Source organism: Pirellulales bacterium (assembly GCA_035939775.1).
Taxonomy (GTDB): Bacteria; Planctomycetota; Planctomycetia; order Pirellulales; family DATAWG01; genus DASZFO01.
Map to the genome: position 1 here is coordinate 68,541 of DASZFO010000134.1, position 14,432 is coordinate 82,972.

21 protein-coding genes are annotated in these 14,432 nt (G+C 61.6%); 19 read left to right on the forward strand and 2 right to left on the reverse strand.

Going from position 1 to position 14,432, the window contains the following annotated elements; translation table 11 throughout:
• Nucleotides 1-2: 2 nt before the first annotated feature.
• The gene (gene ftsH / locus VGY55_08840; protein HEV2970084.1) at nucleotides 3-2,063 is read right to left on the reverse strand and encodes an ATP-dependent zinc metalloprotease FtsH; all 2,061 of its coding nucleotides are present in this window, start codon (nucleotides 2,061-2,063) and stop codon (nucleotides 3-5) included.
• A 196-nt stretch (nucleotides 2,064-2,259) separates the two neighbouring features.
• On the opposite strand from ftsH, the gene VGY55_08845 reads away from it, so the two are divergent.
• Nucleotides 2,260-3,660 carry an SH3 domain-containing protein gene (locus VGY55_08845; protein ID HEV2970085.1) on the forward strand — a complete coding sequence of 467 codons (1,401 nt, stop codon included), beginning with the start codon at nucleotides 2,260-2,262 and terminating at the stop codon, nucleotides 3,658-3,660.
• Between the two features lie 92 nt (nucleotides 3,661-3,752).
• Here VGY55_08845 and VGY55_08850 read toward each other — a convergent pair whose 3' ends face one another.
• Nucleotides 3,753-4,790 carry an aldose 1-epimerase family protein gene (locus tag VGY55_08850; protein ID HEV2970086.1) on the reverse strand — a complete coding sequence of 346 codons (1,038 nt, stop codon included), beginning with the start codon at nucleotides 4,788-4,790 and terminating at the stop codon, nucleotides 3,753-3,755.
• On the opposite strand from VGY55_08850, the gene VGY55_08855 reads away from it, so the two are divergent.
• The 18 genes from VGY55_08855 to rpsH all read left to right on the forward strand — a co-directional run.
• Complete coding sequence (locus VGY55_08855; protein HEV2970087.1) at nucleotides 4,695-4,898, forward strand: hypothetical protein; 204 nt, start codon at nucleotides 4,695-4,697, stop codon at nucleotides 4,896-4,898. The genes VGY55_08850 and VGY55_08855 overlap by 96 nt on opposite strands.
• Before the next feature lie 764 nt (nucleotides 4,899-5,662).
• Entirely contained in the window at nucleotides 5,663-6,244 is a 582-nt protein-coding gene (locus tag VGY55_08860) for a hypothetical protein (protein ID HEV2970088.1), read from the forward strand.
• A 284-nt stretch (nucleotides 6,245-6,528) separates the two neighbouring features.
• Nucleotides 6,529-6,837: a 30S ribosomal protein S10 gene (gene rpsJ / locus VGY55_08865; protein HEV2970089.1), complete on the forward strand. Its 309-nt coding sequence runs from the start codon at nucleotides 6,529-6,531 to the stop codon at nucleotides 6,835-6,837.
• A 196-nt stretch (nucleotides 6,838-7,033) separates the two neighbouring features.
• On the forward strand, nucleotides 7,034-7,720 hold the full coding sequence (gene rplC / locus VGY55_08870) for a 50S ribosomal protein L3 (GenBank protein ID HEV2970090.1): 687 nt from the start codon (nucleotides 7,034-7,036) through the stop codon (nucleotides 7,718-7,720).
• An 80-nt stretch (nucleotides 7,721-7,800) separates the two neighbouring features.
• Nucleotides 7,801-8,514 (forward strand): 50S ribosomal protein L4, encoded by a 714-nt coding sequence (rplD, locus tag VGY55_08875; GenBank protein HEV2970091.1) that lies wholly within the window; start codon nucleotides 7,801-7,803, stop codon nucleotides 8,512-8,514.
• Nucleotides 8,515-8,516: 2 nt separating this feature from the next.
• On the forward strand, nucleotides 8,517-8,843 hold the full coding sequence (rplW, locus tag VGY55_08880; protein ID HEV2970092.1) for a 50S ribosomal protein L23: 327 nt from the start codon (nucleotides 8,517-8,519) through the stop codon (nucleotides 8,841-8,843).
• A 9-nt stretch (nucleotides 8,844-8,852) separates the two neighbouring features.
• A complete protein-coding gene (rplB, locus tag VGY55_08885; protein ID HEV2970093.1) occupies nucleotides 8,853-9,710 on the forward strand; it encodes a 50S ribosomal protein L2 in 858 nt (285 codons plus the stop codon).
• 71 nt (nucleotides 9,711-9,781) lie between these two features.
• The gene (gene rpsS, locus VGY55_08890; GenBank protein HEV2970094.1) at nucleotides 9,782-10,066 is read left to right on the forward strand and encodes a 30S ribosomal protein S19; all 285 of its coding nucleotides are present in this window, start codon (nucleotides 9,782-9,784) and stop codon (nucleotides 10,064-10,066) included.
• A 58-nt stretch (nucleotides 10,067-10,124) separates the two neighbouring features.
• Nucleotides 10,125-10,457: a 50S ribosomal protein L22 gene (gene rplV, locus VGY55_08895; GenBank protein ID HEV2970095.1), complete on the forward strand. Its 333-nt coding sequence runs from the start codon at nucleotides 10,125-10,127 to the stop codon at nucleotides 10,455-10,457.
• 9 nt (nucleotides 10,458-10,466) lie between these two features.
• On the forward strand, nucleotides 10,467-11,162 hold the full coding sequence (gene rpsC / locus VGY55_08900) for a 30S ribosomal protein S3 (GenBank protein HEV2970096.1): 696 nt from the start codon (nucleotides 10,467-10,469) through the stop codon (nucleotides 11,160-11,162).
• Nucleotides 11,110-11,517, forward strand: a complete 408-nt coding sequence (gene rplP, locus VGY55_08905) for a 50S ribosomal protein L16 (GenBank protein ID HEV2970097.1) — start codon at nucleotides 11,110-11,112, stop codon at nucleotides 11,515-11,517. The genes rpsC and rplP overlap by 53 nt, the downstream gene beginning before the upstream one ends.
• Before the next feature lie 171 nt (nucleotides 11,518-11,688).
• Nucleotides 11,689-12,075, forward strand: coding sequence for a 50S ribosomal protein L29 (gene rpmC / locus VGY55_08910; protein HEV2970098.1), 387 nt, complete (start codon nucleotides 11,689-11,691; stop codon nucleotides 12,073-12,075).
• Nucleotides 12,076-12,082: 7 nt separating this feature from the next.
• Nucleotides 12,083-12,412: a 30S ribosomal protein S17 gene (gene rpsQ / locus VGY55_08915; protein ID HEV2970099.1), complete on the forward strand. Its 330-nt coding sequence runs from the start codon at nucleotides 12,083-12,085 to the stop codon at nucleotides 12,410-12,412.
• On the forward strand, nucleotides 12,409-12,777 hold the full coding sequence (gene rplN, locus VGY55_08920) for a 50S ribosomal protein L14 (protein ID HEV2970100.1): 369 nt from the start codon (nucleotides 12,409-12,411) through the stop codon (nucleotides 12,775-12,777). Before rpsQ ends, rplN begins: the two co-directional genes overlap by 4 nt.
• Nucleotides 12,777-13,148 (forward strand): 50S ribosomal protein L24, encoded by a 372-nt coding sequence (gene rplX, locus VGY55_08925; protein HEV2970101.1) that lies wholly within the window; start codon nucleotides 12,777-12,779, stop codon nucleotides 13,146-13,148. The genes rplN and rplX overlap by 1 nt, the downstream gene beginning before the upstream one ends.
• Before the next feature lie 69 nt (nucleotides 13,149-13,217).
• A complete protein-coding gene (gene rplE, locus VGY55_08930; GenBank protein HEV2970102.1) occupies nucleotides 13,218-13,844 on the forward strand; it encodes a 50S ribosomal protein L5 in 627 nt (208 codons plus the stop codon).
• 37 nt (nucleotides 13,845-13,881) lie between these two features.
• The gene (locus tag VGY55_08935; protein ID HEV2970103.1) at nucleotides 13,882-14,067 is read left to right on the forward strand and encodes a type Z 30S ribosomal protein S14; all 186 of its coding nucleotides are present in this window, start codon (nucleotides 13,882-13,884) and stop codon (nucleotides 14,065-14,067) included.
• 15 nt (nucleotides 14,068-14,082) lie between these two features.
• Nucleotides 14,083-14,432, forward strand: a 350-nt coding sequence (gene rpsH / locus VGY55_08940) for a 30S ribosomal protein S8 (protein HEV2970104.1), incomplete at its 3' end; no start/stop codon positions are given.

Genomic DNA, 14,432 nt, shown 5'->3' on the forward strand with positions numbered 1-14,432 from the left:
CTTCACACCGACCCTTCCGCCGCGCTCGCTTCGCGCGGCTCGGGGGCTTCGACGATCGCGTGACGTTTGCGGTCGGCCGTCGTGCCGGGAACGATCCACGGGCCAGGCGACGTCTCTTCGATGATCTGCCGCATCTCCTGGCCGTCGATCACTTCTTGCTCCATGAGCCGCTTGGTGAGCGCTTCGAGCGCGGGGCGCCGCGATTCCAATAGCCGTCGGACTTGCTCGATTGCATCATCGACAATCCGCCGCACCTCTTCATCGATCTCGCGGGCCGTTTGCTCGCTATGCATCGAGCCGCGGGCCATCTCGGCCCCCGCGCCCGTCAAGAATGGCGAGCGATTGCTCTCCCGATAGCTCACCCGTCCCAGCCGGCTCATGCCGTAATCCATCACCATGCTGCGGGCGATCTCGCTAGCCCGCTCCAAGTCGTTTTGCGCGCCGGTGGACACATCGTTGAAGATGATCTCCTCCGTGATCGTGCCGGCCAACAGCACTTGAATGCGCGATTCGAGTTCGCTCTGCGTCATCAGATAGCGATCGTCGTCGGGGCGCTGCATCGTGTAGCCGAGCGCCGCCAGGCCGCGGGGGATGATCGACACCTTGTGTACTGGATCGGTGTTCGGAAGGCTATAGGCGACCAGGGCGTGGCCGCTTTCGTGATACGCGACTCGCTGCTTTTCCTCGATATGAATCACACGTTTTCGCTTTTCGAGCCCGGCCATCACGCGCTCGATCCCCTCGTTGAATTCGGCCATGCCGACGCTGCTCTTCCCCTTGCGCGCCGCCAATAGCGCCGCTTCGTTCACCAGGTTTGCCAGGTCGGCGCCGACGAATCCGGACGTCAGGCCGGCGATGTCGCGCGCATTGACCGCCGGATCGAGCTTGACATTCTGCACGTGGACCTTGAGGATGTCTTCGCGCCCGCGAACGTCCGGCCGATCGACCAGCACGTGCCGGTCGAATCGCCCGGGGCGAAGCAGCGCGGGATCGAGCGTCTCGGGCCGGTTCGTGGCGGCCATCACGATCACGCCGCTATTGCTGCCGAAGCCGTCCATCTCGACCAGCAGCGCATTGAGCGTCTGCTCCCGTTCGTCATGTCCGCCGACGATGCTGCTGCCGCGGGTTTTGCCGAGCGCATCCAGCTCGTCGATGAAAATGATGCAAGGGGCTTTTGACTCCGCCTGCTGAAACATGTCGCGGACCCGCGCGGCGCCGACGCCGACGAACATCTCGACGAAATCGGACCCCGACAGGCCGAAGAACGGCACGCCCGCTTCGCCGGCGATCGCCTTGGCCAAGAGCGTCTTCCCGGTGCCGGGCGGCCCAACCAAGAGCACACCCTTGGGAATCCGTCCGCCGAGCGTTTGATATTTTTCCGGCGTGCGGAGGAACTCCACGACTTCGCGGAGTTCCTCGACCGCCTCGTCGATACCGGCGATGTCGTCGAACGTGATGCCAAGGTCCTCCTGGGCGTACATCTTGCCGCGGCTGCGGCCAAACGCCATCGGCGAGCCAGCCCCGCCGATCTTGCGGAAAAGAACGAAGAAGATCACGACGATGATCGCGCCGGCGGCAAGGTAGGGCAACCAGATCGTCTTCCACGCGGTCGGTCCTTCGGGATAATCGAATCCGCGAAGCTTCGCGTCTTGCAGCATCTTGCTCAGGTCGTCTTTCTCGCTTTTGTTGACGAAGAATGAGACCACCGTGCCCGCCGCCGCCTTACCGACTCGCTTGTCGTCCGTGGAATCGACCTCTTGCCGCGTGATCTTGCCCTCGACCCGCTGCGAGGCGACTACCAGATCAGTCGGATTCGAATAGCGGATCAGTTTGCCATCGGCGGGGTCGTTGACTTCGACTACCTTGTCCTTGTCGTGACGCGTATCTTGCACTAGCCGGACGAAATCGTCGTACGACAGGTGATACGAGCGATCTTGCTGCCAGTAAACGACCAGAACGAGGGCGACGGCGCCCACGGCCAATAGATACCAGACGACGTTGGGGCTGAAGGGAGGGGTCCGTTTTTCCGGCGGTTTGCGAGGCGGCTCGTTGCGCTTTTCCATGCCGATTCCATTGCGAACTGAAGGGAGGAAGCAAAAAGACTATTCTTCCATCCTAAGCACTCCGCCCCGGCGGTCAATCTAGCTTGCTAGCAACGCTGCCGAGCAGGATTGCCCTTGAACCCGCGCGCCGTTTCCGCTACAAGTCGCGCCCTCTTCTCATATTCTCGTCTCGTTCTCTCTTCTCAGGAGCCGTGCGATGCGCATCTTGGGCGTTGTCGTCGGGTCGTGTTGCGCCGGGCTCGTGGCCGGCCTTGCCCCGGCGGCCGAAGACGGCCAGTTTCCTTATACCGCGTATGCGAATTCCGACGACGTATATGTCCGGAGCGGGCCCGGGAAGAACTACTACCCGACCGAAAAACTTTCGCGCGGCGACGCAGTCGAGATCTATCGCCATGACCCGGGGGGCTGGTATGCCATCCGACCGCCGCGCGGCAGCTTCAGTTGGGTCCCCGCCCAGCTATTGCAGCCGACCCGAGATCATCTGGCGGTGACCAACGGCGATCGAGTGGTCAGCCGCGTCGGCAGCCGCTTCAGCGACGTCCGTGACGTGATCCAGGTCAGGCTCGATCGCGGCGAAGAGGTCGAGATTCTCGAAGTCAAAACGCTCGTCACCGGCGGACAATCGGAGCAGTGGTGCAAGATCGCACCTCCCTCGGGCGAGTTCCGTTGGGTGTTCGGCAAATTTGTGGACGAACAGCAGCCAATGCCGGAACGCAGGCCCGCCGAGGATCGAAGCCGAAGCGTCGCAGACCGCGATCCGTCGGGCGAGGATCGCCCGGTTCGAGCCGTGTCGGCGGTGCGCTCGGGGCGTTATTACACGGAAGATACCGATCCGCCGGACGCGGGAGATGACGATGGCGGCAATGTACTTCGAACGTCCGGCGCACGCGGCGACAACCCCGGTGGCGGCGAACGCGACGTCGCGCTGACGGCCGCCAGCGATCGTGCTAGCGATTGGCGGCGAAACGGCCCGACGCGCTCCGCCGCCAAGCCGGCTGCGGCGCCTCCCGCGGACGCGTTCCAAGCGGAGATCGACGCCATCGATCTCGCGCTCTCGTCGATGGTGGTTGAGGAGCCGAGCGTCTGGAAATTCGACGACCTCGATCGCCGCGCCGAGACAGCCTTGGATCGCGCGCAAACGGCGCTCGAGCGCGGCAAGGCGCGGCTCTTGCTCGACCGAATCGCCAAGTTCGAAGACATTAAGCGGCGAGCCGATACAATCCAACAGGTCCAGGCGGCCACCGATCGCCGCAATAGTCAGACGATCAATGTTGCCGACACGCGCCCGCCGATCGGGCTGGCGCAAGTCGAGGGCAACGACCGGTTCGATGCCAGCGGCCGGCTCATTAATGTCGTTTCGCAACGGCCGAATGCGCCGCCTTACGCGCTCGTGAATGCCGATCGCGTCGTGATGGCGTTCGTCACTCCGGCGCCCGGCGTGAACTTGCGGCCGTTCATCAACCGGCAGATCGGGGTGAGCGGCCAGCGTGGCTTCATCCCCGAGCTGAACAAGCCGCACATCACGGCCCTTCGTGTGTCGACGCTCGACGAATCCCCCTCGGCCCTCGCCGCCAGCCGCGACCCGCTCCGGCGGTAACAAAGGAACTGGAGCAAACGGAGGGAACGGAGTCGGCAACGCCGACTTCACACTCCCCCTTCCTCTGTTACCTTCTGTTCGTTCCAAAGACTTCATCCCGTGGGGGTCCAGCCCGGTAGCGGCGATTCGTAGATTTTCGGTGTGGCGGCGGCTTGCATTTTGGTGATGCGCTGCTCGGCCTGTGCGACGGCTGCGGCGGAATCGTGAACTTCCAGGGCGATCTCGAAGCGGGCGGTTTCACCGGCGGCCATTTTGCGCACGCGGCCTTGCGAATTCTCGAACGATCTGGGGTTCGGAAAGTTCGTCGCCGGCTCGAGGCCCGTCACGTAGCCATCGGCCAGCGGCGGGTAGTTCTTCCAGAGACTGAAGCAGGGAAGTTCGCGACTGTGGAATTGGAGGCTGATGCCGTGCTCGCCCGCGGCGCTTGCGAGCAAGACCTCGCTGCGTTCAATCGAATCGGCCAGAAGCTGGCAGAAGAATACTTCTTCCATAGCGGCAACTTGCGGTTCGCCGAAACGGCTCCAATGGCTCGCTCCGAGCGCCGAATGTGAGTCGCGCGGCACTAGTTGCTTGATCGGTGCGACGATCCGCGATCCGGGCTCGAGTAGCGGGGGCCCGAAATTGATGTGGTAGAGCAATTGCATTTCGCCAGGGCTGCCGGAAAGATTCGTTACTTCGTCAACCACCTCGAATCGCGGCTCGCCGACCCGGATGCGCAGCGTCGACGTAAGCCGCAGTTTCTGAAAGTGAAACCGGCATTCGTCCACGACGCCGGTGACGCGAATCTCTCCCGCGTCGCGATCGGATTCGACGACGAGTCGATGCGCCGGTTGATTGGCGATTCGGCCATGCAGCGGGTGAACGAGTGAGCCGCGCGAATCGAAATCGGGCGCTCCGTTGCTGAATAGCCCGCACCGGCAGAGCAATTCGTCGAAACCGTCGAGCCACCCAAGTCCACTCGGCTCGCCAAGCGAGACGAATTTCGGGTGCACCGGCCCGCGGACCGGCGAGTTCCAACCGATTTGCCAATCTCCGTGCCAAACTTTCCAGACGCCCATTCCCCGCTGGGGCAAAAGCGCGATGCGCAAACGACCGTTATCAATCGTCAGCAGCTCGACGCCGTCGCGCAAGCCGCCGCGCAGCGTCCGTTTCGCGAGGCGGCAATCGGAGAGGCCGAGTTCCGCCGAATCGATCGTGACTTGCTCGGCGAAAACATCGTCTCCCGGATTGCCGCATAGATCCGTTAGGGTCTAGGTCGTTTTTGACATGCGATCAAGCACCGAGTTTTGAAATGACCGACCGCGATGTCGCTCGAATCGGTTCATTCCCGCCGGAGTGGGTCTGTCGGGCGATGATTCACGCGCCATCAGCTTGCTGCCAGCAATGCTGAATGCGCCAGCAACTCAATTGGGCTGATGGCTTGTTGGCAGTGCCGGCACCGCAACGCGATCGGTTAATTGCGGCGCTACCGGGGAATAGTGTAGCGCTTGAATGCCTCAATTGCCACGGTCGCGCGTGTGTCGTTCCACGTGGTGGGCCGGTCGGCTCCGCAATTGCAGTTGCCGATACTTGATTCGCTCTGCGGGGTTGATTATGATGCGTGCAGACCTTGAGCCATTCGCGTTTGGGGTTTTCGCGGGCGGGAGGCCTGTGACGGGGGATGCGGTCGGACATTCGGGCCAGGGACTTGCCGACGGGTTCTCGTGCGGCAAGGCAAGCGGGTGTCAGCCGGGCATAGAGATTTACATCATTGGGTTTTGTTTCGGCTCTCTCGTATTTCTTTTTTCTTGGTTCCGGTTTCTTGAGGTGGGCTCGTTACGCGCCATCGCAAGTCGGGCGGCGCTATCGAGCTGGATAAGTTCCTCGGAATGAGAAGAGGCACGCGATGCCGCGCGATGGTGGACAGACCTCGCGCGGCCATGGCGAGCGCGCTCACGTATAGGCGCGCCGTCGCGCTTTTCATTCGTTCGCCGTTCGGCGATGTGCCTGAGGAACTACTACTATGAGCATCGCGGATTGGAATCCGGCCGCCCTGGATGCGGCCCAGGATTCAGTGGGGAAGACTGGTGAGGAAACCAGCGGAAGGGAGAAGCGGGTGGCGGCAGATTCCGAAATCGGCTGCCCGCAACGGCCGCTGCATCGATTGAGTGCGGTTCGCAAGCAACAAGGGATCTCGCAACGCAATGTCGCCCGGCGATTGGGAGTCGAAGTGGCGGCGGTATGCGAGCAAGAGCAGGAGTCGGCCGATTTGCCGCTGAGCGTGCTTTACGCCTGGCAGAGGATCCTGGAGGTGCCGGTGGCGGAATTGCTCGTCGATAGCGACGCGCCCCTCTCGCCGCCGGTGCTCGACAGGGCCAGATTGGTCAAAGTAATGAAGACGACGGCGGCCATCATGGAGAAGGCGCATAGCAACTCGCTCAAGCGATTGGTGACGATGTTGGTCGAACAGTTGTTGGAGATCATGCCGGAGTTGCGAGAAGTGGCTGCCTGGCACACGATTGGCCAGCGGCGAACACTCGACGACTATGGCCGCGCCGTCGAGCGCCAATTGCCCGACGACTTGCTCCGCCGGACGTCCCGGTAGCTTGGGCCGCGTTCGGCAAACACTAACCCGGTGCGCTAGTTTGGGACTGCCGTCTGCTTCCCTCGCTGGCGCGTCGGGTTGGTGTACGGGGACATCTTTCGCGATGGAAAATCGCCAGCTTTGGCGGTTGACACCCCTCTCTAAACTCCTTAAGATCACTGGTTTCCAACATGGGAACTTGTATTCCAGCATCGAAATAACCCGCATTTGACGGCGGTTTTTATTGGCAGGGGGACGCCGGCAACGCTCGGCGGGAGAAGACTGTGGCCGGCCACTCGCACGAGATGATTCGAATTCGGATGGAGGCCTACGATCACTCGGTCTTGGACCAAAGCGCGGCGGAGATCGTGGATACGGCCAAGCGGACCAACTCGGAGGTCCATGGACCGATCCCGTTGCCGACCCGGATCGAGCGATATACGGTGCTCTCGAGCCCGCACGTGGACAAAAAAGCCCGCCAGCAGTTTGAGATTCGCACGCACAAGCGGCTGATCGACATCGTGCAGGCGACCGCCAAAACAATCGAGGCATTGAATAAACTGAGCCTGCCAGCGGGCGTGGACATCAAGATCAAGGCCAGCGGGCGGCATTAATAGTTGGAGTTCAGCCTTTAGGCTGCTATTCGCAGGCTAAAGCCTGAACTCCAAGATGTTGGTCGGAATTCGGCGGGCGCATTTTTCAATAAACGACAATTTTTCGGAACCTCTATGCAACGGAAGCTGAACGGGTAAATCGGGGCGAACTCGTCTCCGATCTCCCGCCGGCGAGCGTGAGCAGGGAAATACGACGATGGCGATTGGACTACTCGGCCGCAAGGTCGGGATGACTCAGATATTCGACGAAGCCGGAACGGTGATTCCGGTGACGGTCATCGAGGCCGGGCCCTGCCACGTGCTGCAGCTTCGCACGGCGGATCGGGACGGTTACAGCGCGGTCCAACTCGGCTTTCGCGACAAACCCCGCCGCCTCGCCACGCGCAGCCAACGCGGCCAGGTCGCCCGGCTGGATAATAGCAAGCGGGCGAAATCGGGGGTCGCACTTCTGCCCAAGGCCAATTGCGAGCCGAAGCGGTTCGTCCGCGAATTTCGCGGCGCCGACGGCGCGGAGCCTTCCGTCACGGTCGGGCAAGAACTCAAGGTCGATCTGTTCGAGAAGGTCGAGTCCGTCGATGTCACCGGCACGAGCAAGGGGCGCGGCACGGCCGGGGTGATGCGGCGACACAACTTCAAGGGGCAGCGTGCCACGCACGGCGTGAAGAAGGTGCATCGTCACGGCGGCGGCACGAGCATGAACACCTTCCCCGCCCGCGTGTTCAAGGGAAAGCGAATGGCCGGGCGGATGGGAAATGAGCGGAAAACCTCTCGAAATCTCAAGGTGGTCCGCGTCGATCTCGAAAACAACTTGCTGCTCGTCCGCGGCGCGGTTCCGGGTCCCAATGGCGGCTATTTGATCATCCGAGAAACGAACATTCTGTAAATCAGAATAAGCGCGGCACGAGTGCCGCGGCTAACGATAGCGTTTTTGTACTTCGTACTTAGTCCTTCGTACCTGATGCCATGTCCAGCCTGACCATTTACGATCGAACCGGAAAAGAAGTCGGCCAGTACGACATCGATCCGGTGGAACTCGCTCCGCGAATCAGCAAGCAGTTGCTGCACGACGTGGTGGTGATGTACCAGTCGAATCAGCGGCTGGGGACGGCACAGACGAAGAGCCGCGGGATGGTGGCCGGCACGACCAAGAAGATGTATCGCCAGAAGGGGACCGGCAACGCTCGGGCCGGCTCGCGGCGTAGCGGAATTCGCCGCGGCGGCGGGCATATCTTTCACAAAATGCCGCGCGATTGGACCTATCGGCTACCGCGCAAGGCGCTGCAATTGGCCACGCGGATGGCGCTGGCCTCGAAGATCCGAGATTCGCAAGTCACCGTGATCGACGACTTGAAGTTCGACACGCCCAAAACCCGCGACATGGCCGCCATCCTGTCGGCGCTCAAGTGGCAGGGGGAGACGCTCTTGGTCGCCACGGTCGGCCACGACGCGAACGTGTACAAGTCGGCCCGAAACATCGCGCGCGTCGAGGTATCGCCGGTCGCAGAATTGAATGCCTGGACGTTGCTCGCGCCGCGGCGGCTATTGATCACTCGCGCCGCGCTCGACAAATTCAAGGAACAAGTGAAATCCAACGGCAAGCGCGGCGCCAAAGGACTAGCCGCGGAAACGAAAGACACGGAACCGAGAGACGCGCGACGACGGCGCAGGATTGATTGATCATGGCCACCGAAACGGAAGCCACCGAAACGCTGGAAGCTCCGCCACTTTTGGCGCCGCACCAGATCGTGCTGCGTCCGTTGGTGACGGAGAAGGGGGTCCATCGCTCGACGCGGCATAACGCCTACTCGTTCGAGGTGAACACTTTGGCGACGAAGGCCGATGTGCGCCGAGCGGTCGAGGAATTGTTTAACGTCAAAGTCCGCCGAGTGCACGTGCAGAACCGCCGCGGCAAGCCGCGCCGCAGCCGGTTTCGCTTCGGACGGACCAAAGATTGGAAGAAAGCGATTGTCACGCTCGATCCCGAACACCGCATCAACTTCTTTTAAGTGCATTCTATGGGACTTCGCCGTTACAAACCGACCACTCCGGGCCGCCGCGGGGCGAGTGTCAGCGATTTCGCTGAATTGACCGCCGGCGCAAAGCCGGTCAAGGATCTCACCGTCCGCAAGCGGATGAGCGGCGGGCGGAACAATCAGGGGGTCATCACGGCCCGGCATCGCGGCGGCGGCCACAAACGACGGTATCGGCTGATCGACTTCCGCCGCAACAAGGACGGGGTGCCGGCAAAGGTTGATTCGATCCAGTACGACCCGAATCGCAGCGCCCGCATCGCGCTGTTGCACTATGTCGATGGCGAAAAGCGCTACATTCTCGCCCCGGACGGATTGAAGGAAGGGGCTGAGCTAATGAGCGGTCCCGATTCGCCTCCGTCGGTCGGCAATTGCATGCCTCTGCGGAATGTGCCGCTGGGGATGACCGTCCACAGTATCGAGTTGCAGCCCGGGTGCGGCGGCCGGCTTTGCCGTTCGGCCGGCTCCGGCGCGACGCTCGTCGCTCGCGAGGCCGATTGGGCGCAGTTGACGCTCCCCAGCGGGGAAATTCGCCGCATTCCGGCGGCCTGCCGGGCGACAATCGGCACCATCGGCAACGCCGACCACATGAACATCAATCTCGGCAAAGCGGGGCGGACTCGTTGGCTCGGCTGGCGACCGCACGTGCGCGGCACGGCGATGAACCCGATCGACCACCCCCATGGCGGTGGCGAAGGGCGGACAAAGGGTGGCCGGCATCCGGTCAGCCCGACGGGCAAGAGCGCCAAGGGTGGCGGCACGCGAAAGCGACGAAAGCCTTCGAACTCGGCGATTGTCCGCCGTCGCCGCTCGCGCCGTTATGGGCAGATCAAGATTCACTAAGGGGAATGAGCAGATCAGTTAACGGGAACGAACAAGTCTATTAACGGATACCAACGGGAAGCGGTTGTCGTATGGGAAGGTCGCTCAAAAAAGGGCCGTTCGTCGATCCAAAACTGTTCGGCAAAGTCGAGCGGATGATTGCCGGCGGCGGCCGCGAGCCGATCAAAACTTGGGCTCGGGCCTGCACGATCGTCCCGGAGTTCGTCGGCCACACGTTCCTTGTCCACAACGGCAAGCTGCACATCAAGGTGTTTGTTACCGAAGACATGGTCGGCCACAAGCTGGGCGAGTTCGCTCCAACGCGCACGTTCCGTGGCCACGGCGGCAAGTCGAAGGCTGCGGCGCCGGCAAAATAAGTACGAAGGGCAAAGGACGAAGGACAAAAGACGACTTGGTTGGCGGAGGGGATGGATCATGGCATATACGGCAACCTATCGCTTCGCTCGGATCAGCGCCCGCAAGGTGCGGCCGATGGCCGATTTGATTCGCGGCAAGTTCGCCGACGAGGCGCTCGAGATTTTGAAGTATTTGCCGCACCGCGGGGCGCGGCTCTTGGAAAAAGTGCTTAAGAGCGCGCTGGGCAACGCGGAGGATCAGCGGGCGGGAAGCATCAGCAATCTGGTCGTGGTCGATGCTCGCGTCGACGGCGGCCCGATGCTCAAGCGAATTCAGCCGCGGGCCCGCGGCATGGCATTTATGATCAAGAAGCGGATGGCCCACATCCGCGTTTCGTTGGACACCTTGTAGGAATAAGCAATGGGCCAGAAAGTCAATCCGATCGGGTTCCGCGTGGGCATCATGGAGGGCTGGAAGAGCCGCTGGTATGCCTCGAAGCAGGAATTCAAGGAATTGCTGATCGAAGATTTTCGAATTCGCAAGTTCGTTCACGACAAGTACAAGTTCGCGGGGATTCCGAAGGTCGAAATCGAGCGGACGCGCGACGAAGTGAAGGTGGTGCTGCACACGGCCCGCCCCGGCGTGATCATCGGGCGCAAGGGGCAGGAAGTGGAGCGGCTGCAAGAAGAGTTGCAGCAATTGTTGGGGCGGCGAATCAACATCAAGATCGAAGAGATTTCCCGGCCGGAGATTTTCGCCCAATTGGTCGCCGAGGATATCGCCGAGCAATTGGCGAAGCGGGCCAGCTTTCGGCGGACGATGAAGCGGGCGGTCGAGACTTCGATGGAAGCCGGGGCCAAGGGGATCAAGATTCAATTGGCCGGACGGCTCGGCGGATCGGAAATGGCCCGCCGCGAGAAGCAGATCTCCGGCTCGATGCCGCTTTCGACGTTGCGGGCGAAAATCGATTACGGTTTCACCGAGGCCGCCACGGCCCAGGGAAACATCGGCGTGCAGGTCTGGATCAATCAAGGTATGTACGAGGACGAGAGCCATGGCGCTGATGCCCAAGCGGGTCAAGCACCGAAAAAGCCAAAGAGGACGTATAAGAGGTGACGCCACCCGCGGCAACCGCGTGGTGTTCGGCGACTACGGACTCCAGGCATCGCAAGCGGGCTGGCTGAGCGCTCAGACGATCGAGGCGGGACGCGTCGCGGCGCAGCAGTATCTGCGGACCGAGGGGCGGCTTTACGTCCGCGTGTTTCCCCACAAACCGATCACTTCGATTCCACTCGAAACCCGGATGGGAAAGGGTAAGGGGGAGCCCGAGTTTTGGGCAGCGGTCGTGAAGGAGGGGACGGTGCTGTATGAAATCAGCGGCGTGGCGGAAGAGGCCGCGCGGCTCTGCTTCGCCCGCTTGGCGCACAAAATGCCGGTGCGAGTGAGGTTCTTGCGAAGAAGAAGCGGGTGACGCGGAGTGTTGGCAGATGGCAGTCGGCATGAAATGAGAATCTTGAGACGAGCGAGCGGGTGCCGGCGGTTGCAATCGTGTGAGTTGGAAGGCAGTGCATGGTGTCGTTAGCCGGTTCGCTTGCGAACCGGAGTTTATGCGCTAAGTGCGAGGGTTTGAAGAGGTTGAGCGATGGCGAAAACAGCCGATTTGCGTGAGATGAGCGACGAGCAGATCCGACTGACCTGGAAAGAGGCGGCGGAGCATCTGTTTCGTTTGCGGATTCAAGCTCAGACTGAAAAGATCGACGCCCCCAGCGAGCTGCGTCGCCAGCGCCGATTGATCGCCCGCTGCCAAACGATTTTGAACGAGCGCCGTCTAGCGGCGGCCAAGACGGCGCCTGCCAAGTCGCTTCCCGCGAAACCAGCGCCGGCCAAGGCGGCGACACAGAAGACGGCGCCGTCGAAGGTAGCGCCGACGAAGGCAGCGCACACGAAGGCAGTGCCGTCGAAGGTGGGACCAATGAAGCAATCCCCCTCGAAAACCGCGCCCGCGAAGCCAGTTGCCGCGAAGAAATAGGTGAAGTATGCCCAAGAGAATGGAAATCGGCGTGGTGACCTCGGACAAGGGCACGAAGACGAGGCGGGTGGAGATTCCGCGCCTCGTCCGGCACGCGAAATACGGTAAGATTCTCCGCCGTAAGACGATTTGCCATGTGCATGACGAAGCAAACGAGTCGCATCAAGGAGACACGGTGGAAATCCGCGAATGCCCGCCGCGGTCGCGGCTGAAGCGGTGGGAGTTGGTGCGCGTGGTGTCGAAGAGTCGCGCGGTGGATATCGGGGCGATGCGCGCCGCGGCCCGGATGAGGGAATCGGATAAAGAAGTCGGGCTGGAGGAAGAGAAATCGCCATGATCCAAATGCAGACTCGGCTCACCGTGGCCGACAACACCGGCGCGAAGGAAGTGATGTGCTTCAAGGTGCTCGGCGGCAGCAAGCGCCGCACGGCCGGCCTGGGAGACGTCATCGTGTGCAGCGTCAAAACCGTCATTCCCGGCAGCGAAGTCAAGAAGAAGGCCGTCGTGAAGGCGGTGATCGTTCGCTGCAAGAAGCCGACCCGCCGCACCGACGGCAGCTACGTCCGATTCGACAACAACGCCGTCGTCTTGATCGACAACGAACAGAATCCGCGCGGGACGCGCATTTTCGGCGCGGTTGCCCGCGAGCTGCGCGACCGCAATTTCATGAAAATCGTCAGCCTCGCCAGCGAGGTGGTTTGATGCACATTCGCGCCAACGACATCGTGGAAGTGATCGCCGGCTTCGATCGGGGGACGCGAGCGAAAGTGTTGCGCGTGCTGATCGAGGAGCGGAAAATCGTCGTCGAAGGGGTCAATCGGGTCTACAAGCACGTGCGGCGCAGCCAGAAGAACCCTCGGGGCGGGCGATTGTTCAAGGAAATGCCGGTTTCGATCTCCAACGTGATGCTCGTGTGCCCGGCGTGCAGCCGGCCGACTCGCACGGGCGCCCGGTTGCACGACGACGGCAGCAAGCATCGCGTGTGCAAGCGGAAGACGTGCGGCAAGGAGATAGGACAGCTTTCCCCGCCGCGCGAAAAGAACCGGAAAAAGCCGGCCACTGCCAAGGCGTAAAAGCAACGGACCGAGGCCAAAAGCGGTAATTCACGTTCCGCCGTCGGCCGATAAAACAGTTCCCGAATCATGGCCAAGAAACAAAAACAAGCCGAAGAAGCCGCGGCGCCAAAGGGCCCGCCGCCGACCCCGCGTCTTTTGGAAAAGTACCGTGGCGAAATCGCCCCGGCGCTGCAGCAGAAATTCAGTCGCGGGAATCCATTTGCGATCCCCAAGATCGAGAAGATCGTCATTAATATGGGCGTCGGGGATGCGGTCACCGAAAAGAAATACCTGGAAGAAGCGGTCACGGCACTAACGCAGATTTCCGGGCAAAAGCCGCTGGTGACCAAGAGTCGACAGTCGATCGCCGGTTTCCGCCTCCGGGAAGGGATGCCGATTGGCTGCAAAGTGACTCTCCGCGGAGCGCGGATGTATGAGTTCCTCGATCGCCTCATTTCGCTGGCCTTGCCGCGCGTGCGCGACTTTCGCGGGCTCAGTCCGAATGGCTTCGATGGCCACGGGAATTACAGCCTAGGGCTTTCCGAGCAACTGGTGTTTCCCGAATTGAATCCCGACAAGTACACGCGAACTCAGGGCATGAACATCACGGTCGTGGTTTCCGGTCATAGCGACGAGGAATCGCGCGAGTTGCTGCGCGGAATGGGGATGCCGTTCAAGGCGCCGGAAGTCAAGGGAAGCAAGGGAGCGGCGTGACGCGGGCGGAAAGGCGACGCACAGAACAAGGAACTTTATGGCGAGCAAATCGAAGAGAGCGATGGCGCTGAAGAAGCCCAAGTTCTCGACCCGCCTTAAGCGGCGGTGCATGTTGTGCGGGCGGCCGCGGGCCGTCTATCGGAAATTCGGAATTTGTCGGATCTGCTTTCGTCAATTGGCGGATCAAGGCAAGATTCCCGGTGTGCGGAAGGCGAGTTGGTAAGGGGACCAAAACCACATGATGACTGACCCGATCGCCGATATGTTGACCCGCATCCGTAACGCGGTGCGCGTCGAGCGGCCCAGCGTCGATATGCCCACTTCCAAGGTCAAACGCGGCTTGGCCGAAGTGCTCAAGCGCGAAGGTTATATCTGGGACTGGAAGGAAGTCGACGGCAAACCGGCTGCTCAGCTCCGCATCGATTTGAAGTATGGACCGAACGGAGAGCGCGTCATCCGTCACCTGAAGCGCGTGAGCAAACCGGGGTCGCGCGTATATCGCGGCGCGGCGCGGCTCAAGCCGATCCTCAACGGCCTGGGGATTTCGATCCTCAGCACCAGCCGCGGAGTGATCAGCGATCGCGAGGC